Here is a 26625-nt window from a genome sequence, read left to right as displayed (position 1 = left end):
AGCGGATTTCTGAGTGCTTCCAGTTGAAGAATAGGATATACTGAGAAATACATTTGCAAGAATACATACGTGTACGTGTGTGTAACGTAAATAAAATGACTAGCATGAAATGCATCAGGGAGGATACGAATGGGAAATACAGAAGGATCATTACAGAAGAAGCTGAAGCCTAGACATATCAGCCTGATGGCGATGGGCGGTGTCATTGGTACCGGCATCTTCAAGGGAAGCTCGGAAACGATTGGTCTTGCAGGACCAGGCGTTATCTTCACCTATATTATCGCGGGCTTGCTGCTTCTCGTCGTAATGACGGCCATGGCTGAGATGGCTACGGTCTATCCAAATCGCAACATGAGGGATTTTGTAAGGGAAGCTTTTGGCGAGAGAGTCTCGTTTATTATGGGCTGGATGTACTGTTTCATGTGGCTGGCTGTATGCGTGATCGAGATTATCGCGGCGGGCAGCTTCTTACAATATTGGTTTGCGGATGTGCCGCTGTGGATGCTCAGCTTGGGCTGTGCGGCGATCGTGATCTTTATTAATTTACTTAGTGTCGGTACCTTTGGAGAGTTTGAATTTTGGTTTGCCGGCATTAAGGTGACGATGATCATTATCTTTATTGTCCTGGGTGTGTCGCTGATCTTTGGCATCATTCCTAGCGGCGAAGCGCCATTCCTTAGCAATTATACGGACCATGGCGGATTTCTGCCGAACGGCTGGACCTCCATATTTTCTGCACTGTTAGTGGTCATGTTCTCCTATGGTGGATCGGAAATGATCGGTCTGACGCTCACGGAGACAGAGAACGCAGAACGGGTTCTGCCGAAGGTAGTTCGCAACTTTATTTTACGGATCATCCTGTTCTTTACACTGCCGATTCTCATTATCTGCGGTCTCATTCCCTGGAATGAGCTTGGTCCGGAGAGCAGTCCCTTCGTACAGGTGCTTAGCTCCACAGGACTTACGGGTGCTGCTCACATTATGAACTTCGTGCTGATTACAGCGGTGCTCTCTGCCGCGAATTCGGGAATCTACGGGGCATCCCGGATGCTCTATTCCATGGCAGCAGCAGGAGAAGCACCGAAGGCACTGACCAAAACAAGCCGCAAGGGCAGTCCTTATAATACACTGCTGCTGTGTGCTGTTATTTTGATCGGGGGGTCCATGCTGGGGCTGATTTCCCAGGATCAGCTGTTCCGGATTCTCATGGCTGTTCCAGGCTTCACTGTGCTGCTCGTGTGGATCTGCATTGCTTCATCCCAGCTTAAGCTGCGGAAGCAGTATCCTATACAGCCGTCCTTTAAGGTATGGGGCTACCCGTACATTACGACCTTTACGATTATCTGCCTGTCGGTGATTGCGTGCGGCTTCCTGATTGATGACCAGAACCGCTTCAGCATCAGTATTTGTTTAGCTGTACTGGTGGTATTGATCGTCACATCGATCATGAAGTTCCGTAAACCGGCTACGAAATAACAATAAAGCCTGTCTAACAGCTGAAGAGCTGATGGACAGGCTTTTGTATTTTGTATACTAGTGAATGTCTCGTTTCTTGAAGTTGCCGCCGCGAACCTCGGATACATCCGAGATGACAACAAAGGCACTTTCGTCAATGTCTTTGACGATGGTCAGCAGCTTGTTCTCTTCCATACGGTTGATAACACAGTTAAGGATTTCTGATTGTTCATTAGAGAAGCCGCCCCGGCCAGGGGTATAGGTTACGTTCCGCCCCAGGCGGGATTGGATGGTATCCCCGATCTCCACCGATTTTTGACTGACAATACGTACCGATTTGGATTTTTCCAGACCGACCTGGATGATATCGATCACATTCTTCGCAATGTAGTAGGTCAGAGCAGAGTACAATGCACTTTCCAGACTGTACACGAAGCTTGCCGCAATGAAGACGAAGGCGTTAAGGAATAGAATAATATCTCCGACAGAGAAAGGGATCTTGCGTGATACGAGAACAGCCAGTACCTCAGAGCCATCCAGCGCACCCCCGTTACGCAGTACAATCCCGATCCCGATCCCGAGCAGCATTCCGCCAGACAGGACAACGAGGAGCGGGTCCTCTGGTCCCAGAATCGTATCCACATGATGCAGAACCACCGTAGATATAGACAGAGCAACAATCCCGACAACACTCATTAAGGCAAAGGTCTTACCGACCTGCTTATAGCCGAGATAGACAAAAGGAATATTCAAGACGAAGAGGAATACGCCAAGCGGAAGTCCGAACAGAGAGGATCCCATGATACTGAGACCTGTCACACCACCGTCGATAACATCGTTAGGAATGAGTACGGCTTCCAGCCCGTAAGCAGTGATGACCGCACCGATAATAATCATAATGATCTTGCGAATATGTTCCAGCAATCCGTGCTTCTTCATTTAACTCTCCTTTTTTGTTTTTAATATATTTAAGGATTTTGCATCCTGCCATTTCATCTGTAGAAGATCTAGATTGACGCAAAATCTTTATTTACAGGAGATGATGGATTAAAATAGGAGCATCCTGTATCATTCTCAATTGTATATGTATCAAATGGCACATCTTTTAATTTTATCACGAATGTCTAAGCAAAGGAAAGTTCATCATAAGAAATATACATGATGTGTAGGATTAATGTCGTGAAGTCGTATGGGATAAAATAAGTGGCAGCTCAAGGAGAAATCAAAATATATGGAATATACACCACAGCAGGTTGCTGAATGGATGGTAGAGACGATCCGGTTCAAAGGGAATCTCTATCAGACAGAGGCGATTGAATATGTACGAGAGCACTTTGGAGAAGAGTTTGTATATGTGAATGAGAATGGAAATGCTTCCTTGGAGAAGGAAGTGAAGAAGGCATTTCGTAAGCTGCATAAAGGAAGAATTGCCTGGGATCGGGATGGATTTCTCTGGGCTTGGACGTAAGAATCCAGAATACAGAACACAAAACACAAAACACAAAACACAAGAAAACAGACTGCATATCGCAGTCTGTTTTCTATATAACTCTGTTATTTTAGAGCAACAGTTACTTTCTCAGTTCCCCGACAGGTCAATCTTGGTTTCCAGTCCTGCAATGAACTGATCTTCCTGCACATCCTCTGCAAAGTCATCCTTAATTATAAAAGGTTTAATGATGAGGTACTTGCTCTCACCCGTGGTAGTTGCATAGCGCCGGTCAAAAATAAGACGGTTACCCTCATATACTCCATCCCCGGACAATGCGGTCAGCTGTCTGCCTTGATCATCATAGACCGCGATCCCAATCTCACGTAAACGCTCTTCCTCACGCTGAGTCAATGAGCTGGCACTATTAAGTGCTATGGATGTGGTCAAACGGGTCGTAATAGGGGATACGGAAACATTTGCAACGCCAAAGGTAAGATCCTCTTTCGTCACGGCAGTATTAGGATTAAGCGCGATGGTTTCTACATTGTTCTTCTCAAAAGGGACATCCACGTTGAACTCATGATCTATTCCATCCAGCTTGATGCTGACCTTCGAGGTAAAGCGGTCTGGTAAGCTGTTCGTATCTGTTGGACTCAGCACTTGCTCGAATACAAGCGTATTCGGATGCGCCTCACCCGCACCTCCGTAGAAGAGTCCTCCTTCTAATACAGAAGCGGCTTCCCCCTCAGTCTTGCCATTAATGGATAGAGTTACATTCTCAATCGCATTGCTAAGCTTCATCGTCTTGCTGCCATTATCATAGGTTCCGTTATCCAAATTCGGTGCAGTTACATTCACAATAAAAGCCGCTCGTGTGCCGTCATACAGCGTCTCTGTGACTTCGAGCTTTACATCCTCATAAGACACGGCATCGTTAACGTTAGTTGCAAGTCCGAGCTCTCCACCGGCACGAAGGCCGCTGTCTGTCTCAATGATGCTGAAGAGGCTTCCGATAATGGGAATACTCTTAATGGAAGCTGCCATCACGGGAGATATGAAGCCGGAAGCGAACACCCCGACACCCAATATACCCGCAGCTGCCGCTGTTAATACGGCCCGGCGCAGGGTGGAGGATCTCCTCCGTGTCGTATGCTGCTTCTGTACTGTCAGAGAGGCATAGGTCTCATCGAGCCTTGCCCGGACCAGGGGTGAGATTTCCGTATTGCTCACGTCAACCTTGTTAAGTTCTTTCTCCATATTAAATGCTGCCATAGTTCATCTTCCCTTCTTGGATATTGGGTAAACTGTGCTTCAACGCTTGCCTTGCTCTCGACAGCCGCATCTTGACGGCGCTCTCTGAAATGCTGAGAACCTCAGCTACCTGACGGAGTGGGAGGTCTTCAAAATAATGAAGAATAACTACAGTGCGCTGGGGCTCCTCAAGCCGTTCAACGGACTCTCTTAGATCGACCATTTCGTAGCCGCCCATCGAAGCTGCTGTGGCTGGTATTTCGGCGTAAGCGATCGTACGGGAGCGTTTGGAACCAATATTGTTACATTCATTAATCAGAATTCGGAAGAGCCATGTCTTGAAAAATTTCGGTTCTCGTAAAGTGCCTATGGATTTAAAGGCTTTTAATATCGTTTCCTGCAGAGCATCTGCAACATCTTCTTCCTTGCCCAGCAAGGATCTTGCCATATAATACAGTGATCCTTCCAATTGCTGTACGAGCTGAACAAAAGCATCGGAATCGCCTTTTGCTGCCTTCGCGGCTAGAACTGCTATCTCCACAACGTTTGCTCCTTTCGTTGTTTTTGTCTTGATATTAATTAGACTGGCGACCATGATCCGTGGTCACAATTTTATTGTTTTTTATTATCCGACGACATCTGGAAGCAGGAAAGACGTGCGACATGGCACGTCTCATGGGCTGACTATAGCAGCTCTTATATCGTATATTGCTTACGGAACTTGGTAGGGGACACACCGATATGCCGGCTGAAGCAGGCAGAGAAGTAGGGGATATTCTCGAATCCGACCTGAACCGCTATTTCGGCAACCGGCCATTCGGTTTGCAGCAGAAGCAGCTTCGCTTGCTCCAGGCGGTATTTCATCAAGTACTCTCCAGGAGTTACTCCATATACCTGCTTCATGCAGCGGGTGATGTAGTTGTAGTGAAAATTGAAGGCATCGGTCAGTGTAGTGCTCGTGATTTCGGAACGGTAATGGTTCTTGATATAGGACTCTACTTGCTCCGCAAGCGCGATCACCGGACCTGCAAAAGCGTCGTTCTGACGTATATCCATCAATCGGAGAAGCTCCTCGAAGGTCTGCTGCTGAGTCCAAAATGCACGGGACTGACGCTCGGTTGCCGCTGCATTCAGCTTGTTCATCAGCCGATAGGCTTGTTCTGGATAGGGCAGGGTCCACGATTTGTGCAGATGCAGCAAGTAGGGTGAGGTCAGGAAACGCTCATAATGTGCATTTTGATCCATATGGAATCCCTCCTGATCCGATTGCATCCACTCTCCTATGGTTTGAAAGTGTATCCAGTAGAATCGGGTATGCCCGGTTGACTGCTGTACAGGATAATGATGCTTGTCCGGCAGTAGAAGCAGCGTTTGCCCTGATGTCAATGCCCAGGAAGTACCCTCTTCACCGATGTAGAGACAGCCCGATTCCACTAGAATCAGATCAAAGATCCCGAGGTTGTTACGATTCGGATGCTGGTCGCCGGCTGCATATTCTGTCATACCACTTTCCAAATAATAGGGCAGGGGAGGCGCGGCGAAATAGATATGTCCATTCCCTTGCATATTCATGAGCTCCTTATTCTATGCTTGTGTGATATTTTATAAAAATCAGGTTGGTATCAGCTATATTCCTGTTCTATTGTAACGCATAAAATGAAGTCGAACAGTAAATGGAATCAACTTCTGATGAAAAGGAGCAAATACGTATGGGACAAACTGCAGGCATGAACAGAATAAAGCCGGTATCCATGAAGCAAGTAAGCATTAAGGACGACTTCTGGAGCTATTACATAGATTTAGTCAGGGATGTGGTTGTGCCCTATCAGTGGGAAGCGATTAACGACCGGGTGGAAGGTGCAGAGCGAAGCGGGGCGGTGAGCAATTTTAAGATTGCTGCTGGTCTTCAGCAAGGGGAATTCTACGGCTATGTGTTTCAGGATACCGATGTGGCCAAATGGCTGGAGGCCGTCGCCTATCTCTTGATCAATGAGCGGGATACGGATCTGGAACAGATTGCAGACGGCATGATTGATATTATCGGAGATGCTCAGCAATCCAGCGGCTACCTGAACACTTACTTTACCATTAAAGAACCAGATAAGAAGTGGACGAATCTGACGGAATGCCATGAGCTGTACACAGCAGGTCACATGATCGAAGCAGGTGTTGCGTATTATCAGGCGACAGGCAAGCGCAAGCTGCTCGATATATGCTGCCGTATGGCGGATGACATAGAGCGTGTATTCGGGTATGGTCCGGATCAGATTCGAGGTTATGACGGCCATCAGGAGATTGAGCTGGCACTTGTTAAGCTGTATGAAGTGACAGGGGAGAAGAAGTATCTGGAGCTGAGCAAGTACTTCATAGATGAGAGAGGACAGAAGCCAAGCTTCTTCGAGGCAGAAGCAGAGCGCAGGGGCTGGACCACGATCTGGAGTAATAACAAATTGCAGCTCGATGAGGCCTATTATCAGGCACATAAGCCGGTAAGGGAGCAGGATGTAGCGAAGGGGCATGCGGTACGTGTCGTATACATGCTTGCCGGCATGGCAGACGTTGCACGTGAAACGGGCGATACATCCCTGTTTGAGGCTTGCCGGAAGCTATGGGATAATATCGTCTCCAAGCAAATGTACGTCACAGGCAGTATCGGCTCCATGGCGCAGGGCGAGGCTTTCTCGGTCGATTATGATCTGCCGAATGATACGGTATATTCCGAGACCTGTGCTTCCATCGGTCTTGTGTTCAGCGCGCAGCGCATGCTGCAGCTTGAGCCTGACAGTGCTTACGCGGAAGTGATGGAGCGCGCGCTCTACAACACCGTCATTGCGGGGATGTCGAGAGATGGCAAGCGCTTCTTCTATGTCAACCCGCTGGAGGTAAATCCTAAGGTGTGCAGCGGCGCAAACCACAATTACAACCATATCAAGCCGGTTCGTCAGGAGTGGTTCGGCTGTGCCTGCTGCCCGCCGAATATCGCAAGACTGCTGGCTTCGCTCGGTGAATATATTTATTCGGTGCAGGACAAGACCGTATATACCCATCTATACATCGGCGGTGAAGCTGCGATTGAAGTGGCGGGAACTAAGATGGTGCTGAAGCAGGATTCCAGCATTCCTTGGGAAGGCAAGGCCAGCTTCGAGATGGAAGTAGATCAATCTGCAGAATTCGGTATCGCACTCCGTATACCGCAGTGGGCAGCGAATGTACAGGTGACGGTTAATGGCGAGGCTTACGATGTGACAAACAAGATCGCGAGTGGTTATGCCGTCATCGAACGGGTGTGGAAATCGGGTGACCGGGTTGAGCTGGTGATGGAGATGCCAATTAAGCGCGTTAGAAGTCATCCGCTGATCAAAGGAAACGCGGGTAAGGTTGCACTCCAGCGCGGTCCATTCGTGTACTGTATTGAGGAAGCGGATAATGGGGCGCAGCTTCAGCAGCTGATCCTGCCACAGGACAGCGAGCTGCATGTGAGCGATGATCCTGCCATTGCCGGGGGAATTGTAGCCATCTCAGGAGAAGCGCTGCGGATGAATATGGATCATTGGGGTCAAGCACTGTATCAATATGATGAGCCGGTACCGCTGAAGCAGGCGCAAATCAAGTTCATTCCGTATTATGTCTGGGCGAACCGGGATATGGGCGAAATGTCCGTCTGGGTAAAGGAACAGCTATAGTCAGAAATGTTAGAAGGGATGAGAAGTCAGATCGATATGATCTGGCTTCTCTTTTTTCATGCTTATTCTGGAAACAGCGTATTCTTTCAAAAAGTTAATTTCAGAAATAAAAGGGTAATGAACTCTTATTCCACAGAAATAGCGATTCATACAATTCTTTTGTAGATGAGGTGAATATTCATTATGTGGAAAATCGTTTTTCCTGCACTGGGAATGATTGCAGTGACCTATGCATTGGCTCGTTTAAGCTTTGGGCTATTTCTTCCCAATATATCCGATTCGTTAGGCTTAAGTGAGAGCGAAGGTGGGATTGTGGGATCAACAGCTTATGTATCCTATTCGTTGGCTCTGCTAATTTCTTCATTCTTAATTGAGAGAGCAGGACAGTATAAGGTGAATCTGATTGCTGGCATGACAGCGGTCTTGGGACTATTAGGCATTGCTGCTTCACAATCTTTTTTACATCTAGTGATTAGTATGTTAGTAGCAGGCTTGGGAAGTGGATTGGCTTCACCTGCCTTAAGTCAGATGGCGCAGCATACGCTGTCCAATAAAGAGCTTGATCAAGGAAATACGTGGATCAATAGTGGAACCAGTGTTGGTGTTATTCTAACAGGACCTGTTGTTTTGCTATTTACAGAGCATTGGCGGCTATCGTACTACTTCTTTGCATTCATCGCTGTCATCGTATGGATATGGAACTATTTGGTTATTCCGTCTGATCAAGATAGGAAGTCATCCGCTCATTCACATACAAAATGGCTGTCGGCTATAAACAAGGCGAAATTTTTGATTGCAGCGTCTCTTGTGATCGGTATTAGCTCGTCTATTTATTGGACATTTTCCAGAAGCTTTATTACCAGTGAATATGGATTTACGACCAATGAGAGTGTTTTTTTCTGGATTATATTAGGTATAGCAGGTATATTGGGCGGATTTGCAGGGGGCTTCATACAAAGGTTGGGCTTGGCAAGGTCGTACCGGTTACTTCTTGTTGTCATGCTGATTTCAATCCTGCTCCTTACGGTCCCTAATCAGGTTACAGTTTACATTTCAGCTGGGTTGTTCGGGAGCACGTATATCTTTCTTACAGGCTTATTTATTGTTTGGGCGACGAGAATCTTCAGCATCTTACCTGCATTAGGTGTCAGCTTATCTTTCTTAGCATTAGGAATCGGTCAATCCCTGGGCTCTCTTATTGCCGGGAGCACGATAGAAATGATAAGCTACTCGTTTAGCTTCACACTATTTGCCGGCCTCGGTATTATTGCTCTATTCATTCCCGCACAGCAAAAGTAAGAACACCTAAGGAAGGATTACCTTCAAGTTTAAAAATATAAAAAGAAGCCTGATCAACGATCAGGCTTCTTTGCTCGGCGCTTAATGCTTAACAGTGTTCATGCTTTATCTCTGTGATCATCCCTGTACTTTCTTACTTCAGGATGGTGTGGAGATATTTAGTATCTCAACCCCATACGGTGGCAGGACTAAAGTGGGAGGCTGCTCGCCAGCGGTTAATAAGCTGAGATAGGAATGCCCGAGATCAATGACAGCTTCCTGTCGGCTTAGATTAAGCACAAAGAGGTAGGCCTTCGTCTCGTTCTGGCGTACAGACAATTGCACGCCTTCTGGCAGATTTTCGTAGTAGGGAAGGTCCGCTCCCTCGGCAGCTTCTTGAATCAGTCGTTCCATGTAAGCATCGTCAGGCTGGGTTCCTACATAATAGACTGTCCCATTACCGTAGCGGTTCCTTGTCACAGCAGGTACCCCTTCGTAAAAATCATCCGCATACCATGCGATGGCTTCTGCGGTGACCGGTTCGAGCAGATCATTCCACTGTGTAGAAGTGAACTGTTGCTGATCAACGGTACGGATGTGATGGACATCATTTCCGATAGGATCATACTCACTGACAACAACACCCGCACAATTAGACAGCAGCGCTGGAAGGGGCTGCATGTGACAAACGCTTAAATAGTCTTTAACCCCCGAGCGGTGTGTCAATATGACGGTACCGCCTCTCGCTGCAAATTGCTCAATTCGTCCAGCTAGATGGTCATCGAGAAGATAGAGGTGAGGAACAAGGAGAATTTTGTATCCCTCCAGCGCTTCCATCGTATGGATGACATCAACGCCAATGCCAAGCTTCGTTAACGCTCTGTGCCATGCCTTGATATTCTCATAATAGTCGAATCCGTCAACGGGCTTCTGGCTGCCAAGGGCAACGAGCTGGTCGCTAGAGTATAGAATAGCTGCAGAATTTCGCAGGGTTGTTCCTTCCAGCTGTGCAGCAACGGAGTTCACTTCCCGGCATAGATCTGCAAACTCCTTGAATCTTCTGCCCGGTACATTGCTGTGATCAATGAGTCCATGCCAGAATTGCTCAGCTCCCTGAATTGCGCTGCGCCAGCGAAAATGGACGACAGTATCGGCTCCGCGTGCAATCGTCTGCCAGGAGAAAGCCCGAATAAAGCCGGGATAAGGCGTACGCCAATTCGGGAACCAGCAGCCTGGAGGTCCGCTGAGCTGTTCCATAATCCAGAAGTTGCGGCGTTTAATGCCGCGGGTCAGATCGAGAGATAACGCTCCGCTGTAAGGGCCGGTCGCAGTCTTGTCCGGTGATGTATTCGGATAATAGTCGAAGGATGCGAAGTCCAGCTCTGCTCCGATGAGATGGATATCCATCTTCTGCGGATAGCTGTGGAAGTTGTGAGTAATGAAATGCCCGGGCGCATACTGACGGATGACCTCCATCTGTTTACGCTGGAACCTAAGTGCTGAATCGGACTGAAAGCGGTGATACTCCAGCAGGAAGGAGGGGTTCTGATTCGCTGTTCCTCCGAGCGGAGTGGTGATCTCGCTCCAGTCACTGTACTCGCCGCTCCACACAACCGTTCCCCATGCATCGTTCAGTTCCTTGAGCGATGCGTATCTTGCCTCTGCCCATTCTCGAAACCTCGTGTTACAGGAGGGGCAGTGGCATTCCAGCAGCCAGTATTCATTATCAATCTGCCAGCCGCATACCGCCGGGTGCTTAGAATAGTGCTTGGCAAGCTCGCTGACGATCCGGATACTGTACTGGAGCAGGGAGGGGCTGTTGAAGCAGCGATGTCCTCGGACACCAGGCTGAACTATATCTCCGTTGTGCTGGATAGGCAGAATATCTGGATGCATGCTCGTAAGCCAGCGTGGAGGTGTATTCGTCGGTGTACCGATGACGACTTGGATGCCGTAGCGGTGAAAGATATCGATCGCGCGATCCAGCCAGGCAAAATCAAATCGACCGTCTTCAGGCTCAAGACGACTCCAAGCAAACTCGGCAACCCGAATGAGCTTCACACCTGTCGTCTGCATGAGCGCGGCATCCTGCTCCCACATGGTCTCATCCCAATGCTCAGGGTAATAATCGACACCGACTTGAACGTTTGAGAAAGCTGTTGTTGATTGTGTCATATAACCATTCCTCGTTTCGATTGAAATCTCGTATGCTTATATACTATAGGTTCAAGCGCTTGAGACTCTTGCAGCATTTTAGCACGAAATATCAATATCTTGTCCTTATATCCTGCAGACAAAAAAACCGGTGCCTTCTCAAGAAGGACCGGTCTTATCTTAGTGTTCGTGTTGCTCCACAACACCGAGCTGTTTGTTTTTCTCTTTGAATTTCGCGTTATGGGAGGAGACGTAGGCGTATTTATCAGCTTCAGGCTCTATGTACAGCTTCGCTCCATTCAGTGCACTTACGGCATCAGTGAATGTACCTGCGATGAGACGCACCTTACCTTCAAAATCCACAAAATCACCTGCAGCAAATACACCCGGAATGTTCGTGTTCATGCTGCTCCCTACTTTGCAAGTCCAATCTCCCATTTCAATGCCCCATTCTCGAATCGGGCCAAAATTGTAGCGCATCCCATGATTAACGATGACGGCATCGACTTCGATCCGTTCCTGTTCACCTGTCTCCACATGGCGGATGCTCACTTCGTTAATATCCGTTCCGTTCGCACTGTGCAGTGAATCAATAGCATAAGGCGTGCGCACCATGCAGGAGGATTCCTTCATCTTCACCACATTGCGCTCATGACCGCCGAATTGATCCCGCCGATGAACGACGATCAGACTCTCTGCGATCGGCTCCAATGCATTCGCCCAATCCACGGCAGAATCACCGCCGCCGGAGATGAGCACACGCTTGCCGCGGAATACTTCCAGCTCCTGTACCGTATAATGCAGATTGCTTACTTCGTAGCGGTCTGCACCCTCAATTTCGAGCTTCGCCATTTCGAGAATACCATAGCCGATGGCCATGACAACGGTCTTGGTCCAGTGACGCTCGCCTGTTGCTGATGTCAGAATAATGGTGCCGTCTGATTGACGCTCCAGCCCGGTAATATGCTGTCCGAGTACAATCGTCGGATCAAAGGTCATCGCCTGCTGAGACAGTTGCTTAATCAGGTCTTTACCGAGAGTAGGGGTTAATCCGCCCACATCCCAGATCATCTTCTCGGGATAGATCAGAATTCGGCCGCCCAGCTCTTCCCGTGCCTCAATCAGCTTGGTCTTCAAATCTCTCATTCCACTGTAAAAAGCCGTATACATACCGGCAGGGCCCCCGCCGATGATCGTCACATCATATAATTCAAGCTGTTCGCTCATCATTTACGTTCCTTCTTTCCGCATAGTCAGTTGTACAATTGCCTATCGGGTTTATCTTCGCTTATTATATTTGATAACGATTATCATCGTCAATTGATATCTGGTATAGAAGAACTATTTTATAGTAATCTATGAGAATATATTAGATGATAAGTTCTTATAAAAGGGGGCAGTACCATGAAGCAGCTGACAGTAGGAATTCTGTTATTTGATGAGGTAGAGGTTCTCGATTTTGCAGGACCCTTTGAGGTGTTCTCACTTGCAAGCGCTCTAGATAGCGGAGAAAAATGCTTCAACGTGATTACGATTTCAGAGAAGGATGAGCTGCTCTCTGCACGAAATGGGCTCAAAGTGAAAAGTGATTATCTCCTGACAAACCATCCGAAGCTCGACATTGCGATCATTCCAGGAGGGAAAGGGGCAGAGGAGATCGAAATTCACAATCCGGAGGTGATCAGCTGGATCAGAGAGCAGAAGAAATCGGTCACTGTAATGGCTTCAGTCTGCACGGGAGCGCTATTATTGGCTCAAGCTGGATTGCTGGACGGCAGAAAGGCTACAACCCACTGGATGGATACTCAGCGTCTCGAGCAGGAGTTTCCAGAAGTAGAGGTGCTGCGGGGTGTTAAATATGTGGATGAAGCAGATATTGTAACCTCAGGGGGCATATCGGCAGGTATTAATATGTCCTTCCATCTCGTATCGCGCTTCTGTGGTCAAGAGACAGCGAGACAGACGGCGAAGAGAATGGAATATGACATTGATATTTAGAGCTCAAGCCCGCGTTCCGATAGGGAACTCCGGGCTTTTGCGGTCTACGAAAATTGCGGTCTACGAAAGCTGCAGTCTGAGAATCAAGCTGGCTACATGCTGGTGGCTGCTTCCTGCCTCAGCTTGCGATATTCACTTGGAGTGCAGCCAACATCCTGCTTGAACAGCTTGGAGAAATAGGGATAATTAGCATATCCGACCTTCCCGGCGATGGAATAGACGGATAGTGATGTACTCTCCAGCAGCTGACGTGCACTTCTGATCCGGGTCTGAATAATGTAAGCGCCGAGCGATATGCCGGTCTCCTTCTTGAAGATGCGTGCCAAATAATCAGGGTTCAGATATACCATTTCCCCCAAACTGTTCCTTGTCAGCTCATCACCGCAGTGCTTATGAATATGCTGCTTGATCTCCTCGACGACGGAGTCCTGCTGGGCTGCATAACGACGGTATTCCGCTGCAGTTGTGATCAGGTATTCAATATACTTCTCCATATCCTCTATTGAATAGAGGGACGCTTCGTATAACTGATCATGAATTTTTCCGGTATACAGCTTATGTGCCTGGATTTCTCTGCTCTTTAGATAGGAATAGACGAGCTGAATCATGTCTAATCGGAATAGACGGAGTACGGAAGCACTTAAGATTTGACCCTGCCCGTTCGCAATCAGGTCATACAGGCAGCACTTCGCCTCAATCAAGAACGACACCGGATCATCCTTATGCAGCCATTCTTCAAGCCGTGTCAAATCCGGCGCTGTATAGACGGCTGCCTTTACTCCCTCTGCCTGAGGGTACTGCTCCAGATATAGCATTTGATTGCGGTGCTTGATGATGTCTTCATTCATGCGAAGTAAATTCTGTATTCCTTGGTACAGCTCTGGCAGGGGGGCGGTTACGCCGATGCAGCACGAGGCATCGGATTTCAGGAAACGGTTTGCTTTTTGAATAAAGGAGGTACACGCCGTTTCGATAAGAGCGGCTTCTTCATCTGAAGACCATCTGAGGATGACAAAATAGTGATTGTCTTTGACCTCAATCATAGCTTCCAAGGTGAAGGAGGGATGATGAAATAGCTCCGTGAGTACGTTATGAAGAGCATAGTTGAATAAATCCTTGTCTTCCTTGCCAAGGCTTTGGTCGTAAGCATAGATGGATATCAGCAGAGGCAGGAACGGGTCGGACAACTGATATGGCAGACTCTGCTCAATGATCGCCTCAGCCAGAGCTGCTGAGCTTGGGGCATTTTTCTTCTCGGTGCTGAGCTGTCTCCAGAAATGCTCCACCAGCTTGCGCTGATTTTTCTGCCAGAGCTGCCCCTCCTTAATCGCTGATTCATTCCTTCGTTGTTCCCGCACCTTGTATATCGCTTTGGACAGGATCAGCGTGAGCTTGTCGAAGGCGATCGGCTTCAGAAAATAGTCAAAGCTTTGCAGCTCGATCGCCTTCTGCGCGTAATTAAAGTCGGCATAGTTTGTTAGGAAGATCGTTTGGACTGCATAGTTCTCCTCCCGAATCCAGGCTAGAAGCTCAAGCCCGCTGCCCTGCGGCATTTCAATATCGCATACCATAATCTCAATATCCTGCTGCAACAAGATCTCTCTGGCTTGGGCTATATTGTAGGCAGTGTAGACCTGATCAATGGATAGAGCGCTCCAGTCGATCTTCTGCTCCAGTGCAGCAACGACAAAGTAATCATCATCCACTAGCAATACATTCATGTTTGTACCTTCCTTCTCCTTCAAGTTGGGCTTGCAAGGGCTGTGGCAGAAACAGCTGAATACAGGCACCGCCATACCTGCGATTCGAAAAAACCACCCGGGCTTCTCCATCATACAGTGACTCCAGCCGCTTCAGCGTGTTCATAATCCCGATTCTATGCCCTTGGAGCATCTCAAGCGGCTGACCAGCCTGAAGCTGCTCCAGAATTTCTGCGGGAAATCCGGGTCCTGAATCTTCAATTACAATCTTGAGGACACGGCGGCTGCTATCCATCTTCTGTTCCAATTGCAGCTGAATCTGCAGCTTGTTATCTCTCGATACGGCATATTTCACGGCATTCTCTATGAAGGTCTGAAGCACGAGTGGAGGAAGCAGCATCTCCCGGACGGCGTCACTTCCCTTAATGTCGTAGCTGAAGGCATTCCGATACCGGTGCTTTTGGATTTCAAGATAAGTTGTGACATGTTCAATCTCGTCCCCAAGCCGTACAAAGTGATCGTTATTCTGGAAAATATACCGGAAGTACGAGGAGGTGGAGAGGGCCATATACTCGATCTCCTTGTGCATTTGCATTTGGGCCATACTGTAGATGTTGGTGAGGCAGTTGAGAAAAAAGTGCGGCCTGATTTGCATTTTCATATACTCAAGCTGCACCTGCTGCTTGGACAGCTCCTGTTCATACATATCGATCTTGATTTGTTTCATTTGCTCGATGAGATTTCTGTATTGTAATCCTGCTTCCGACAGCTCAATAATGGGGCTGCTGGTGAAGTCCAGCGGCTCGCTGGACTCTGCCATCTTCGAGAGGTTTTTGGAGAATTGCTGGATTGGCTTCAGCACTCTGCCCTTGAAATACATAACGACAATGATCAGAGAGGACGCGACGAGAACGAACAGGAGCAGGATCAAGAGCTGAGCGACCATAATCTTCTCAAATGCGCCGAACTCAATGAACATTCTCACGTTAATGGTAGAATCGGTGAACGCCTTGCTTACGGTCGTCCGTGGACCTGAGATGAATGGGAAGCTGAACCCGGATTCTTGACTCTGTTCCATATCTGCTGCAGGACTGGACAAGATTCTGCCGTCCTGATCAACCAGAGTAGAGAAGCCGTTCTTTCCTAAATTAATCTGTCTTAGTGGCGCGATGAGATCATCCGCAGAAATAAGACACATCAGGTATTGCTCATGATAAGGCACGATGTTGATAATGTAGTACTTATCCTGGATGAGAATGGGCGTCCAGTTGGAATAGAACTTGTCATAGACATTGGGATCACTTGTATAGCTGACCAATTGCTGTCCAAGCTCCTGATACTCGGGATAAGTGATGCTCATGGGCGCGTAATTGCGGAGGAGCTTCTCATCGCTGGAATAATAGAAGAAATTGTACGCGGGTCCGTAGTTCTTCTGCAGCTCCGTGTAGCGTTTGCGCAGGTTATCATTGGCTGCAAGAAATTCGTCGTAGTTAACGTCCTGCCGCTTGGGTACCAGTGCTTCAATGTTGTCGTCGTTGGCCAGCGTCCAGCCCATATAATGATTGATATAATCAAAGTCATGATTGATTCTTGTCAGGTAGAGATCGGCAGTATCCTGGAGGTAACGTGTGGACTGCTGTTTAACAATCGAGATGGAGGCCATGCTGATGGCGAGATCAAGCAGAAGAGCGGAGATCGTGATCAGGAGCGTGATTTTGACATAATGCCGGATGGGATGTGACCTTCGGTGCTTATGCTTGATTACCCTATCCATCGTCAAGCTTCCTTTCCTGACGCTTATAATGTAAGCGTTTTATTATATGGTATTGATATTATAATTCCTCTCCTGTCAAAAGAACATGGATGTCAGGTCATTTTTGCACAAAGTCTGGATTGTGCATGAAGAAGTCCGTAATCCCTCATAATGCACGAGCCGTGTAAGGTCAGATTAGAGGAGCTGGGCAGTAGAAAGGTCCGAATCCTCTCGGTTACAAGTCCAGTACGTACCCTTCACGCGAAGTATACTCAAGACATGAAAAGAGAGTTAAGTTTGAAAGCGCTTCGATAAGCAGCTGACAGGAAAGGGGAGCGGATGTGAGAACAGCGGATTTAAGTGTAAAACAGAGTCATCGGAAAAGAGTACCTGCGGTGCAGCAGATCAAGCGGAATTGGGGTCTATATTTGCTGCTGCTGCCTGCTGTAATATTGCTGCTGCTATTTGCTTACATTCCGATGTACGGCATCGTCATTGCCTTCAAAGAATACAGTCCGGCCCTTGGCATCGGCGGCAGTCCCTGGGCAGGGCTCAAGTACTTCGAGAAGTTTTTCAATTCCTATCAATTTGATACGACGATCAAGAATACGCTGATCCTCAGCTTGTACAGTCTGGCTACGTTTCCGATTCCCATCATGCTCGCACTGATGATCAACCAGATGAGGGAGAACCGGTTTAAGCGGTTTTTTCAGACCGTAACCTATATGCCGCATTTCATCTCGACCGTCGTTATGGTGGGATTGCTACTGATCCTCTTATCGCCAAGTACAGGGCTGATCGGCCACATTTACCGCTTGTTCGGCGCGGAGGCTCCTAATCTAATGGGATCACCGGGGTTGTTCAGCAGTGTATATGTATGGTCCGATGTGTGGCAGCATACCGGCTGGGACAGCATTATCTTCATTGCGGCATTGTCCGCAGTCAGCCCTAGTCTGTACGAAGCAGCTACGATGGACGGAGCAAGCCGGTGGCAAAAAATATGGTATATCGACCTGCCGATGCTTATGCCGACGGCGGTCACACTGCTCATCTTGAGAGTGGGGAGTCTGCTGGGTGTCGGTTTCGAGAAGGTCTATCTGATGCAGAACAACCTGAACATCTCCTCAAGTGAAGTCATCTCTACTTATGTTTATAAGATAGGGATGCTCAGCAGCCAGTACAGCTTCTCGTCCGCCATTAACCTCGCGAATACGATCATTAATTTCATCCTGCTCATCATGGTGAATGAGATATCCAAGAAATACAGCAAGAACAGCCTGTGGTAGGAGCTTACAGGAGAGGAGGAGTAAAGAGTGGACCATGTGGATGCGCCCCGGCAAGCGGCCCGGCCTGTTAACAATCGTTCCTCGGATAGAGTGCTGGAGATTGCTATGTATGTGTTTGCTGTCATGCTGCTCATTGTGCTCATGTATCCGATATATTTTATTATCATCGCCTCGTTCAGTGATCCGGCAGCTGTGGCGAACGGTCAGGTGTGGCTGTTCCCCAAAGGGTTCACACTGGCAGGCTATCAGGAGCTGCTAAAGCATGAGAATATATGGATTGGGTATCGGAACACGATTCTGTATACGGTCATTGGTACGGTCATCAGCCTTGTGGTGAATATATCCGCAGCCTATGCGTTATCCCGCAAGGATTTGTTTGGCCGCAGAGCCATCTCGCTCTTTTTTATCTTCACGATGTTTTTTAATGGAGGGCTCATTCCGACTTTCCTTACGATCAGGGACTTCCATATGTATGATACCTTTCTCGTGATGGTGCTTCCGTTCTCGGTTGCCGTGTATAACATTATTGTCGCCCGGACTTTTTTTCAGCACAGCATCCCTGAAGATTTGTGGGAAGCGGCACAGCTCGATGGCTGCGGTAATTTGAGATACTACCTGCAGATCGTTATTCCCCTGTCCAAAGCTGTGATCTCTGTTATTGCTTTATGGACGGCGGTGGGCCATTGGAACTCGTATTTTAATGCACTTATCTATTTGAAGGACCCGAATCTGTATCCGCTGCAGCTCATTTTGCGCAATATTCTGATTACTAATCAGATGCAGTCCAGTATGGGAACCGGAGAGGCGGCGGCCGTTGCACTGCGTCTTGCCAATCTGATGCGCTATGCGGTCATTATTGTCGCAACAGTGCCGATCATGTGTATTTACCCATTCGTACAGAAGTATTTCAATCAGGGGGTGATGATTGGCGCCGTGAAGCAATAGCCGTCATGTAGTCTGTAATGCGCTGATATAGAGTCTGGTCTTATAAGAGGGGATCGATGATATGGGGATGAAGTATAGGAATAGAGCCTATCGATTGAAGCTGCTGACTTCGGTTGTCCTGGCATCAACACTGCTCCTGGGGCTGATCGGCTGCAGCAATGAAACAGCAGAGGAGCCGCAGGCCGTAGATGAAGCTGTCTTTAATCAAGAGGGGCTGCCTATCGTTAATGAACCGATCACGCTGGATGTGCTGACGGTGCGGTGGGGCAATATGGGGGATACATTTACGCAAAACCAGTGGCTTAAGGACTTAGAGCAGCAGACCAATGTCAAGATCAACTGGCAGGTCATGTCCTCCAATGACTGGGGTGAGCAAAAATCGATCATGCTGGCGAGCGGCACGCTCCCGGACGTGATCCTGGGTGATGCGGTATTCTCGGATTCGGATATTGTGAACAACCTGGCTTATTTCCGTCCGCTGGATGAGTATATTGATCAGTATATGCCGAATTTGAAGACTGCTATGGAGGAGACACCGGAGCTGAAGAAGATCAGTACCTTCCCGGATGGGCAAATCTACTCCCTGCCGGCAAGACTGCCTTCGAGACCGAAGTCCATGAATCAGCCGATTATTAACAAGGTATGGCTGGATCGTCTGGGACTCGAGGTTCCAGAAACGACGGATGAACTGTATCAGGTGCTCAAGGCCTTCAAGGAGCAGGACCCGAACGGTAACGGCAAGCAGGATGAAATCCCGATCAGCGGCTCGGGTGATATCAGCAGTGATCTGCTGAGTCCGTTTGGTATTACGGATATTAATGCCAGCAGCATGATGATCCAAGATGGCAAGCCGGTCTTCTATCCAGTAACCGAGCAATATAAAGAAGCGATTAAATGGGCGCATCAGCTGTATGCAGAAGGCTTGATTGATCCTGAATTGTTCACACAGGATAATACGATGTCTACAGCGAAGCATCAGAACCCGGATGCCGCGCTCATTGGATTCACGAACCAGTGGATACCGGATGCGGTGTTCGGCAAATGGAAAGATGAATATGAGGCAATTCCAACCCTTGCCGGACCTGACGGGCAGCGTTATCAGGCAGGAGACCCTGTAGGGCTCAGCTTCAGACGCAATGAGCTGCTGATCACGACTTCCAGCAAATACCCTGAGGTCGTCGCCCGCTGGGCAGATCAGTTCTATACGAATGAAGCCAGTATTCAAAATTTCTGGGGAGCGATCGGTACTGTCATTGAGAAGAAGGACGATGATACGTATGCACTGATGAGTCCACCAGAGGGTACGAGCGCAGATGCATGGTATTGGGAGCAGTCACTGCGAGATTTTGGACCGAAATATGTCAGTCCGAGCTTTGAACAGAACATTATTCTGGATGAAACGGTCGGAGACGGTCTGAAGCTGGTTATTGATAAGCTGGGCGCTGACTATGTGACGACACCATTCCCGAATGTCATGTACAGCAGTGAGGAGTTCCAGGAGCTGCCGACACTGACGACGGATATTGATGGCTATGTCCGTACCAATCGTGCCAAATGGATTACGGAAGGCACCATTGATGAGGAATGGGATGGATACCTCAAGCAGCTGAATGATATGGGACTGGAGCGATTGGTTCAGATCCGGACTGAAGCGTATGCAAGATATACGAGCGTGCAGTAATTGAATTTTTTCCTGAGACTAGGGAAGAGCACTCCAAAGAGCACTCCAAAGAGCACTCCGATAAGGGGTGCTTTTCTTCGTCTGATTATGGCATTCCAAAAATGATTGTGAACATCAGCCAATACTTATATAATGAGTTTCGTTATATTGAAATGGATTAGCAAATTATAAAAATAAAGTTTGTGAGCATGGGGGATGTCATTTGTGGCTACAGCAATATTAGCCTGCGTTATTTTTGTAATTACTTTAGTACTTGTCATATGGCAGCCCCGTAACCTGTCGATCGGCTGGTCCGCATGCGGCGGGGCAGTTCTCGCGCTGCTGGCGGGGGTAGTGAGCTTCGGAGATGTCTATGATGTGACACAGATTGTCTGGAATGCGACGCTGGCCTTCATTGGCATCATTCTGATCTCCCTGATTCTGGATCAAATCGGGTTCTTTGAATGGGCAGCCCTCCATATGGCCAAGGCAGCCAGAGGAAATGGAATTCGGATGTTCGTGTATATCAGTGTTCTCGGCGCACTGGTATCTGCTTTCTTCGCCAACGACGGAGCGGCCTTGATTCTGACTCCGATTGTGCTGGCGATGGTCCGTGCCCTCCGATTTGATGAGAAGAAGGTGTTCCCTTATATCATTGCAAGCGGGTTTATCGCGGATACGACTTCACTGCCGCTCATTGTGAGCAACCTGGTTAACATCGTCTCTGCCGACTTCTTCGGCATCAGCTTTGGCGAATATGCGAGTCGAATGATCGTCCCGAGTCTGTTCTCTCTCGGTGCCAGCATCCTCGTATTGTATCTATTCTTCCACAAGAGCTTCCCTAAGCGGTTTGACGATTCAGAGCTGAAGGCACCATCTGAAGCGATCAAGGATCCGAAGCTGTTCCGTATTTCATGGTATGTGCTGGGACTGCTGCTCATCGGATATTTTGTGTGTGAGTTTGTCGGTGTTCCGGTATCGGTGGTAGCAGGAATCATTGCAATTCTGTTCCTCGTACTCGCGAGAAGAAGTCCGGCGATTCAGACCAAGGAGGTCGTCCGAGGTGCACCGTGGAGCATCGTGTTCTTCTCGGTGGGGATGTATGTCGTGGTGTATGGACTGCGGAATGCAGGGCTTACGGACATTTTGGCGGATGCCATCGGTGCTGTAGCTGCTCAAGGGTTGTTCGCTGCCACGATGGGGATGGGCTTCATCGCGGCCATCCTCTCATCCATTATGAATAATTTGCCGACCGTGATGATTGGCGCCCTTGCGATTGATGCGGTAGAGACGACTCACGCGGTGAAGGAAGCACTGATCTATGCGAACGTGATCGGTTCTGATCTTGGACCGAAAATAACGCCGATCGGGTCGCTTGCGACCCTGCTCTGGCTGCATGTGCTGTCAGCCAAAGGCATCAGGATCTCCTGGGGGACGTATTTCAAGACAGGCATCATGATTACGATCCCAACCTTGTTTATTACGCTGCTGGGCTTGTACCTGTGGCTTCTTATTTTGTAATAGAGATATGTATCATGATAATTAATTCGCTGAATCTTTTATTTCATAGCATTAAAGATCAAGAACAAACATCAAGAAGAGCCTAACCCGCAAGGGAAGGCTCTTCTTGATGTTTTAAACAATTGAGAAGTTCATTTAAGTGATATAGCAACTATAGCTTGGTTATAGAGGCTTCAACATTTCTACCGCTGATTTGGTAATGTTGGTGCCTGATGTTTTGATCTTGGTAATGGCAATAAGCTTGTCCTTGGACATCATTAATTGGACCGCGGTGCCCTCTGTACGGAAGGTATTCAGGGGCAGCATCGTATCCGCGTCGATTTGATAGACCAGATTACCTTTGACGACAAAGAACTGATCCTCATGGTCAGGACTGGTTGCAATGGCATCAAAAGCAGAAATAGCCCCTACATAATACATATCACTGCTCTTGCTTTTGGTCGAAGTAAATACAGCGCCTGAGCTGTTAACAATATAGCGTCCATCGCCAGTCACTGCAATGACAGTACCCATGTCATGATCACCGTGGTAAGGTGAGTCATATCTTGAGGTGAATATCCCTTCATTTACATGAAATACTTCCATGTCTCTTGGACTTACCCCTTGATTGACACCGTAGATTCTAGTTTGATCCGGGTGCATGACGATGTTTGTTTTATTGTAATAATTTCGTATAGAGGAAAGCTCCTGGTGAGTATAACGATCATATCTCTTGAACACGTACTGTCTGTCGGAACCAGAATTTACATAGACTTTTCCGCTGTCGTCAGCAACGATGTTGTAAGGAGTAATATCAATTTCCCACGAATCCTTAACACTCAGCGTGTCGGGGTCAAGCACCCGTATCACCCCAGCTTCGGTCTCCGTATTATTGTATTCTGTGTAAGTGAAGATGACGTATAACTCACCGTTTGCGTAGGTCATCTTTCTTGGTGTTTCCTTAAAGGCAGGGGAGACAGCCGCCTGTTTTTGATTCACAAGATCATATGCACGGATTCGAGATTTGCTGTCGTCAATCGTATAGATGACCGGCTTGTCGGGGTGGCTTACAGCCTCAGTAACATACTCGGTAAGCAGCATTTTCTGATCCGGGGCAAGTACATACTGAATATAATCGACCGTTTGAGCATCCTGCTTCGGTGTAAGCACCGATTTATCACCAATGACAATAAGACCACGCTCATAAAATACGGTTAGTCCCAAGGTTTCGCTAATATAACGGAGCGGCACGAAGACACGGCCCTGCTTAATTTCGGCTGGTGCATCAAGTAAGGATTTCTTGCCGTTAACCCATACGGTGCTGCTGCCCAGCGTAATCTTCATCGTATTTGGGCCATCCTTGATCGTTACAGTCGAAGCTGCCTGATTCCAGGTTACTGTAGCTCCGAGATTCTCGCTGATGAAGCGAAGCGGTGTCAATGTGCGCTGATTTTTAATATAAGGGGTGATTTCGGAATTTTCTTCATCAATGAATTTCGCCTCTCCAAAGGACAGGCTGTTCGGGCTCCCGATCGACAACGCGACGCTGTCCTTCAAGAGGGTGTTGAGATCCGGACTCGTATTCACTGCAGCAGCAGCTTGTCCCGATAAGTTAAGCGTTGCTGTTATGCCAAGAACGGCACAACCGATCAGAGCAGCTTGCTTCCATTTGTGTTTCATCTGTTTAAGTCTCCTTCTTGGATGTCTGGAATGATAGGCTTTATGGACAAGTGAACTCGCACATTGCCACATTTAAAACGCGAAAATTAGCAGGAAGTTTCGATTCGAATTAAAAAACAGCGTAGGTCACAGTTAGTTGAAGTGGGTAGGCATGAGGGTAGCGACAGGCTATTGAATAAATGATAATCTCTATACAATATCCGGAGACAATAAAAGAAAATAATAGGTGAATGATTTGTACAAATATAGAATCTCGAAATATAATCCTCTTACTGTTGATAAAAATGGAGATGATAAGGAAGTTTGGACTGCGATTAGTGACATTGGCAAGTCATTTGATGGTGAAACATTGACTGTCGCTAAATATGTAGAAGTTGAAGACAGTTATATCAAAGCAATTCATATAGTTATGGATTATCTCGAAACACCATTTTTGTTGATCAACAAGGTGATTCGAAGTTTTTCATATGATACTTTTATGGAAATGATCCAGGATTATCGTGAGCTTTATACTGAAGAAGTATTGGAAATATACAGCAATGCTAATGACTTAGAGCAGTTAGATAAAGATAAATTGGATTCTTTCTGCAGACTGCAATTACGTGAAGATCTTGGTGCTGATGTTTTTTATCCTAGGAGAATGAAAGTTTTTATTGGATATGACTATTTAATGGGATTCCATACTTCCAAATCCATTGATTCATTGATACCCCGAATTGAAGGTTTAGGACTGTTTGTAGAAAAACACTAATTTATAGAACCTTGAGAAAAAGTGAGGTAATCATGATGGAAGCAGAACAACTTTTAAAGAAGATCGAAGATTCCCACTATTGGGATGCGAGGGTTAAAAGATTAAGTACAAACTTTTTTGGTGATGAACTAGTTCTAGTTTATGAGGATGATGATCGTGAGGTCGTTTTAAAATTCTCTAATTGTTATCAAATAAACTACAATCATGCATTAAATTATGATAAAGAGAAGCCTGTTCGTGAACTAAATAGCAATCAACTCCCGTACTTTTTGCAGAACATTGAGCTTCAGGATTATATATCTAACGGAATAAAATATTTCAAGTGTAAGATTGCTATGCCGCCTCTAGATCTTGAGATATTAAGTAAAGAACTAATAGTATTGAAGAAATAAGTCATTTTTTAATACAAGAAAGATAAACTCCCCCTTAGAATAGATATTGGAAAAACCCTTGGGTTTAAACGATGATATTTTAGGGGTATTTTTAACGAGGTCAGGGGGCTACCCATTGAGCCAAATCATAAAAGATACAAACGTTTTTGAAGAAGCGTCACACTTCGTTTCAAAAGTGTTTTACGATAAACAGCGACTACCGAACCAAGTATTTAGAGTGCCGTTTCAAAAAACAGCTGTACTTGATTTTGATTATGCAATGAGTTATCACTTTTGGGATGAACTGAAGCGACTAATCGATACATTCGGTGACTCTTATGTCATTATGGCTGTCTTAGACCCACATCCTGTAGACTACTACTATAATGAGTTCTCCCGGTATAACTGGTGTACGCTTAATAAAGGAACAACAGCAGATGAATATTGGAATATGCTTAATGAGAGTCCTATAGACAGCCCTGCGGACTCGATCGTATCCAATTCAGAAGTGGTCGTGTGGCTGTCTTCGTCTATGAAATGGGCGATATGGGGAGAGAGGAGTTACGGTATTTGTGTTGCAGGCTTCAGTGACGAGATAAAAGACTATAACAAAGAATTGTGGTTTACGATGGATGAAGCCATTACTAATTTAGTATCACTTCAATTTAAAAATTGTATCGTTCCTGAAGAGATTACCTCGAAGTTGATGGAGTTCTATACTTAAGTGTTATTCCAGTCAGGAGGGTAAAATGGATAGCTTCACCTACAAAATAACCGGAGAGGGTACAGATCAAATAGTAACCTTAAAGGTAGAGTCACAGATCATTTATGAGGGTCCCTCTTATAGCTTAGTAACTTCTGTAGATAATGTTCTTGGGCTTGATCTGAATTTTGGTTTCTCAGGAATAGAATATTCGTATTATTTGTATATCATCAAAAGTTTGGAAGAGTATTTATTATTACTACCAGTGAAAGAGCATTATAGATATGCAAATCAATTCATCTTTTCAAAGTCTGATTTGATGAAATTATGGGACGGACTTGGTTATGATTTTGAAGATGATCAAGTGTATATAACGACAGCCAATCCTACTGATATTTTATTTCATTGGTTGTTATCAAGTAGGGTTCATTTCCAGGAATTAAAATTAGATGCAATGAGAAAAGAAATACGAAAAATAGCTGTAGGATTATGATTGGAAGGCTTTATTTATAGATGAACAGGGAGCACTTTGTATGAGATTAAGTCCTGAGTTAGGAATTAGAACTAATGTTTCTATTAACTAGAATAATGTTAACAAGCTCGTTTAACTTGGGATTAGAGCGGGAGATGAAGAAAATGACAAGTGTCCATGATAATGAGATCATATCTTATGAAGTTAGTTTGAAGAATCGTACGATTATAATGAACACATTTGATTATCAAACTGAATCGCTGACTAAGATAGTGTTTTCTGATGTTTTTGCCCATATGTTTGAAACTGAATTAGAAAACAGTATTATTCTTGATATTAAAAAATCGGAGATTTCTAATTTTGTTATTGATCATCGTGATGTATTAGATAAATATAAGAACTCTACGTGGCCGATGTATTATAACACCATTGAAGAATTATCAGAAAGACTACTCATAGAGAATTATAATTACTATGAAATACTATCATCCTTTGGGCTCAGTGGTTGGGTTATAGCTCGAAATTATGAATTAATAAAAGCCTGAATAGTAAA

At 46.6% G+C, this 26625-nt stretch carries 23 protein-coding genes; 14 read left to right on the top strand and 9 right to left on the bottom strand.

Features of this window, described 5'->3' with window-relative positions; all coding sequences use genetic code 11:
* Positions 1–129 precede the first annotated feature (129 nt).
* Entirely contained in the window at positions 130–1476 is a 1347-nt protein-coding gene (locus BK126_RS22105) for an amino acid permease (RefSeq protein WP_076314713.1), read from the top strand.
* Between the two features lie 57 nt (positions 1477–1533).
* Here the strand turns inward: BK126_RS22105 and BK126_RS22100 are convergent, their stop codons facing one another.
* Positions 1534–2394 carry a YitT family protein gene (locus BK126_RS22100; RefSeq protein WP_047911532.1) on the bottom strand — a complete coding sequence of 287 codons (861 nt, stop codon included), beginning with the start codon at positions 2392–2394 and terminating at the stop codon, positions 1534–1536.
* 292 nt (positions 2395–2686) lie between these two features.
* Between BK126_RS22100 and BK126_RS22095 the strand changes: the two genes are divergently transcribed.
* Positions 2687–2923 carry a DUF6953 family protein gene (locus BK126_RS22095; RefSeq protein ID WP_076314712.1) on the top strand — a complete coding sequence of 79 codons (237 nt, stop codon included), beginning with the start codon at positions 2687–2689 and terminating at the stop codon, positions 2921–2923.
* A gap of 111 nt (positions 2924–3034) precedes the next feature.
* Here the strand turns inward: BK126_RS22095 and BK126_RS22090 are convergent, their stop codons facing one another.
* The 3 genes from BK126_RS22090 to BK126_RS22080 form a co-directional block, all read right to left on the bottom strand.
* Entirely contained in the window at positions 3035–4159 is a 1125-nt protein-coding gene (locus tag BK126_RS22090) for a DUF4179 domain-containing protein (protein WP_076314711.1), read from the bottom strand.
* Complete coding sequence (locus tag BK126_RS22085; RefSeq protein WP_256702991.1) at positions 4146–4679, bottom strand: RNA polymerase sigma factor; 534 nt, start codon at positions 4677–4679, stop codon at positions 4146–4148. Before BK126_RS22085 ends, BK126_RS22090 begins: the two co-directional genes overlap by 14 nt.
* Positions 4680–4834: 155 nt before the next feature.
* On the bottom strand, positions 4835–5704 hold the full coding sequence (locus BK126_RS22080; protein ID WP_076314709.1) for a helix-turn-helix transcriptional regulator: 870 nt from the start codon (positions 5702–5704) through the stop codon (positions 4835–4837).
* A 143-nt stretch (positions 5705–5847) separates the two neighbouring features.
* Here BK126_RS22080 and BK126_RS22075 point away from each other — a divergent pair, with 143 nt between their 5' ends.
* Together BK126_RS22075 and BK126_RS22070 are read left to right on the top strand one after the other, a co-directional pair.
* The gene (locus tag BK126_RS22075) at positions 5848–7821 is read left to right on the top strand and encodes a glycoside hydrolase family 127 protein (protein WP_076314708.1); all 1974 of its coding nucleotides are present in this window, start codon (positions 5848–5850) and stop codon (positions 7819–7821) included.
* 183 nt (positions 7822–8004) lie between these two features.
* Positions 8005–9120 (top strand): MFS transporter, encoded by a 1116-nt coding sequence (locus BK126_RS22070; RefSeq protein WP_076314707.1) that lies wholly within the window; start codon positions 8005–8007, stop codon positions 9118–9120.
* Between the two features lie 138 nt (positions 9121–9258).
* On the opposite strand, the gene BK126_RS22065 is transcribed toward BK126_RS22070, so the two are convergent.
* Positions 9259–11274 (bottom strand): beta-galactosidase, encoded by a 2016-nt coding sequence (locus BK126_RS22065; protein WP_076314706.1) that lies wholly within the window; start codon positions 11272–11274, stop codon positions 9259–9261.
* Positions 11275–11433: 159 nt separating this feature from the next.
* The gene (locus BK126_RS22060) at positions 11434–12480 is read right to left on the bottom strand and encodes an NAD(P)/FAD-dependent oxidoreductase (protein WP_076314939.1); all 1047 of its coding nucleotides are present in this window, start codon (positions 12478–12480) and stop codon (positions 11434–11436) included.
* 177 nt (positions 12481–12657) lie between these two features.
* Here BK126_RS22060 and BK126_RS22055 point away from each other — a divergent pair, with 177 nt between their 5' ends.
* The gene (locus BK126_RS22055; protein ID WP_076314705.1) at positions 12658–13251 is read left to right on the top strand and encodes a DJ-1/PfpI family protein; all 594 of its coding nucleotides are present in this window, start codon (positions 12658–12660) and stop codon (positions 13249–13251) included.
* 92 nt (positions 13252–13343) lie between these two features.
* On the opposite strand, the gene BK126_RS22050 is transcribed toward BK126_RS22055, so the two are convergent.
* Both BK126_RS22050 and BK126_RS22045 read right to left on the bottom strand, forming a co-directional pair.
* Positions 13344–14972, bottom strand: a complete 1629-nt coding sequence (locus BK126_RS22050; protein WP_076314704.1) for a response regulator transcription factor — start codon at positions 14970–14972, stop codon at positions 13344–13346.
* A complete protein-coding gene (locus tag BK126_RS22045; RefSeq protein WP_076314703.1) occupies positions 14950–16725 on the bottom strand; it encodes a cache domain-containing sensor histidine kinase in 1776 nt (591 codons plus the stop codon). The genes BK126_RS22050 and BK126_RS22045 overlap by 23 nt, the downstream gene beginning before the upstream one ends.
* Positions 16726–17135: 410 nt before the next feature.
* On the opposite strand from BK126_RS22045, the gene BK126_RS22040 reads away from it, so the two are divergent.
* The 4 genes from BK126_RS22040 (at position 17136) to BK126_RS22025 (ending at position 22116) form a co-directional block, all read left to right on the top strand.
* Positions 17136–17990 carry an ABC transporter permease gene (locus BK126_RS22040; protein ID WP_143757787.1) on the top strand — a complete coding sequence of 285 codons (855 nt, stop codon included), beginning with the start codon at positions 17136–17138 and terminating at the stop codon, positions 17988–17990.
* Positions 17991–18095: 105 nt separating this feature from the next.
* Positions 18096–18935: a carbohydrate ABC transporter permease gene (locus tag BK126_RS22035; protein ID WP_090725898.1), complete on the top strand. Its 840-nt coding sequence runs from the start codon at positions 18096–18098 to the stop codon at positions 18933–18935.
* Between the two features lie 61 nt (positions 18936–18996).
* Positions 18997–20616: an extracellular solute-binding protein gene (locus tag BK126_RS22030; RefSeq protein ID WP_076314700.1), complete on the top strand. Its 1620-nt coding sequence runs from the start codon at positions 18997–18999 to the stop codon at positions 20614–20616.
* A gap of 195 nt (positions 20617–20811) precedes the next feature.
* Positions 20812–22116 (top strand): arsenic transporter, encoded by a 1305-nt coding sequence (locus BK126_RS22025; protein ID WP_179085585.1) that lies wholly within the window; start codon positions 20812–20814, stop codon positions 22114–22116.
* A 162-nt stretch (positions 22117–22278) separates the two neighbouring features.
* Here the strand turns inward: BK126_RS22025 and BK126_RS22020 are convergent, their stop codons facing one another.
* The gene (locus BK126_RS22020; protein ID WP_076314698.1) at positions 22279–23775 is read right to left on the bottom strand and encodes a copper amine oxidase N-terminal domain-containing protein; all 1497 of its coding nucleotides are present in this window, start codon (positions 23773–23775) and stop codon (positions 22279–22281) included.
* Positions 23776–24010: 235 nt separating this feature from the next.
* Between BK126_RS22020 and BK126_RS22015 the strand changes: the two genes are divergently transcribed.
* The 5 genes from BK126_RS22015 to BK126_RS21995 all read left to right on the top strand — a co-directional run bounded on the left by BK126_RS22015 (position 24011) and on the right by BK126_RS21995 (position 26617).
* Entirely contained in the window at positions 24011–24526 is a 516-nt protein-coding gene (locus BK126_RS22015; protein ID WP_076314697.1) for a hypothetical protein, read from the top strand.
* A gap of 32 nt (positions 24527–24558) precedes the next feature.
* Positions 24559–24918 carry a hypothetical protein gene (locus BK126_RS22010; protein WP_256702990.1) on the top strand — a complete coding sequence of 120 codons (360 nt, stop codon included), beginning with the start codon at positions 24559–24561 and terminating at the stop codon, positions 24916–24918.
* Between the two features lie 115 nt (positions 24919–25033).
* On the top strand, positions 25034–25621 hold the full coding sequence (locus BK126_RS22005; protein ID WP_076314695.1) for a hypothetical protein: 588 nt from the start codon (positions 25034–25036) through the stop codon (positions 25619–25621).
* Between the two features lie 25 nt (positions 25622–25646).
* Positions 25647–26093 (top strand): hypothetical protein, encoded by a 447-nt coding sequence (locus tag BK126_RS22000; protein ID WP_076314694.1) that lies wholly within the window; start codon positions 25647–25649, stop codon positions 26091–26093.
* A 143-nt stretch (positions 26094–26236) separates the two neighbouring features.
* Positions 26237–26617 carry a hypothetical protein gene (locus BK126_RS21995; RefSeq protein WP_076314693.1) on the top strand — a complete coding sequence of 127 codons (381 nt, stop codon included), beginning with the start codon at positions 26237–26239 and terminating at the stop codon, positions 26615–26617.
* The last annotated feature ends 8 nt before the right edge of the window (positions 26618–26625 follow it).

The organism is Paenibacillus sp. FSL H7-0326, assembly GCF_001955535.1.
Lineage (GTDB): Bacteria > Bacillota > Bacilli > Paenibacillales > Paenibacillaceae > Paenibacillus > Paenibacillus shunpengii.
Note: the sequence above shows the minus strand (reverse complement) of the source record. Positions and strands in the feature narration are given on the sequence as shown.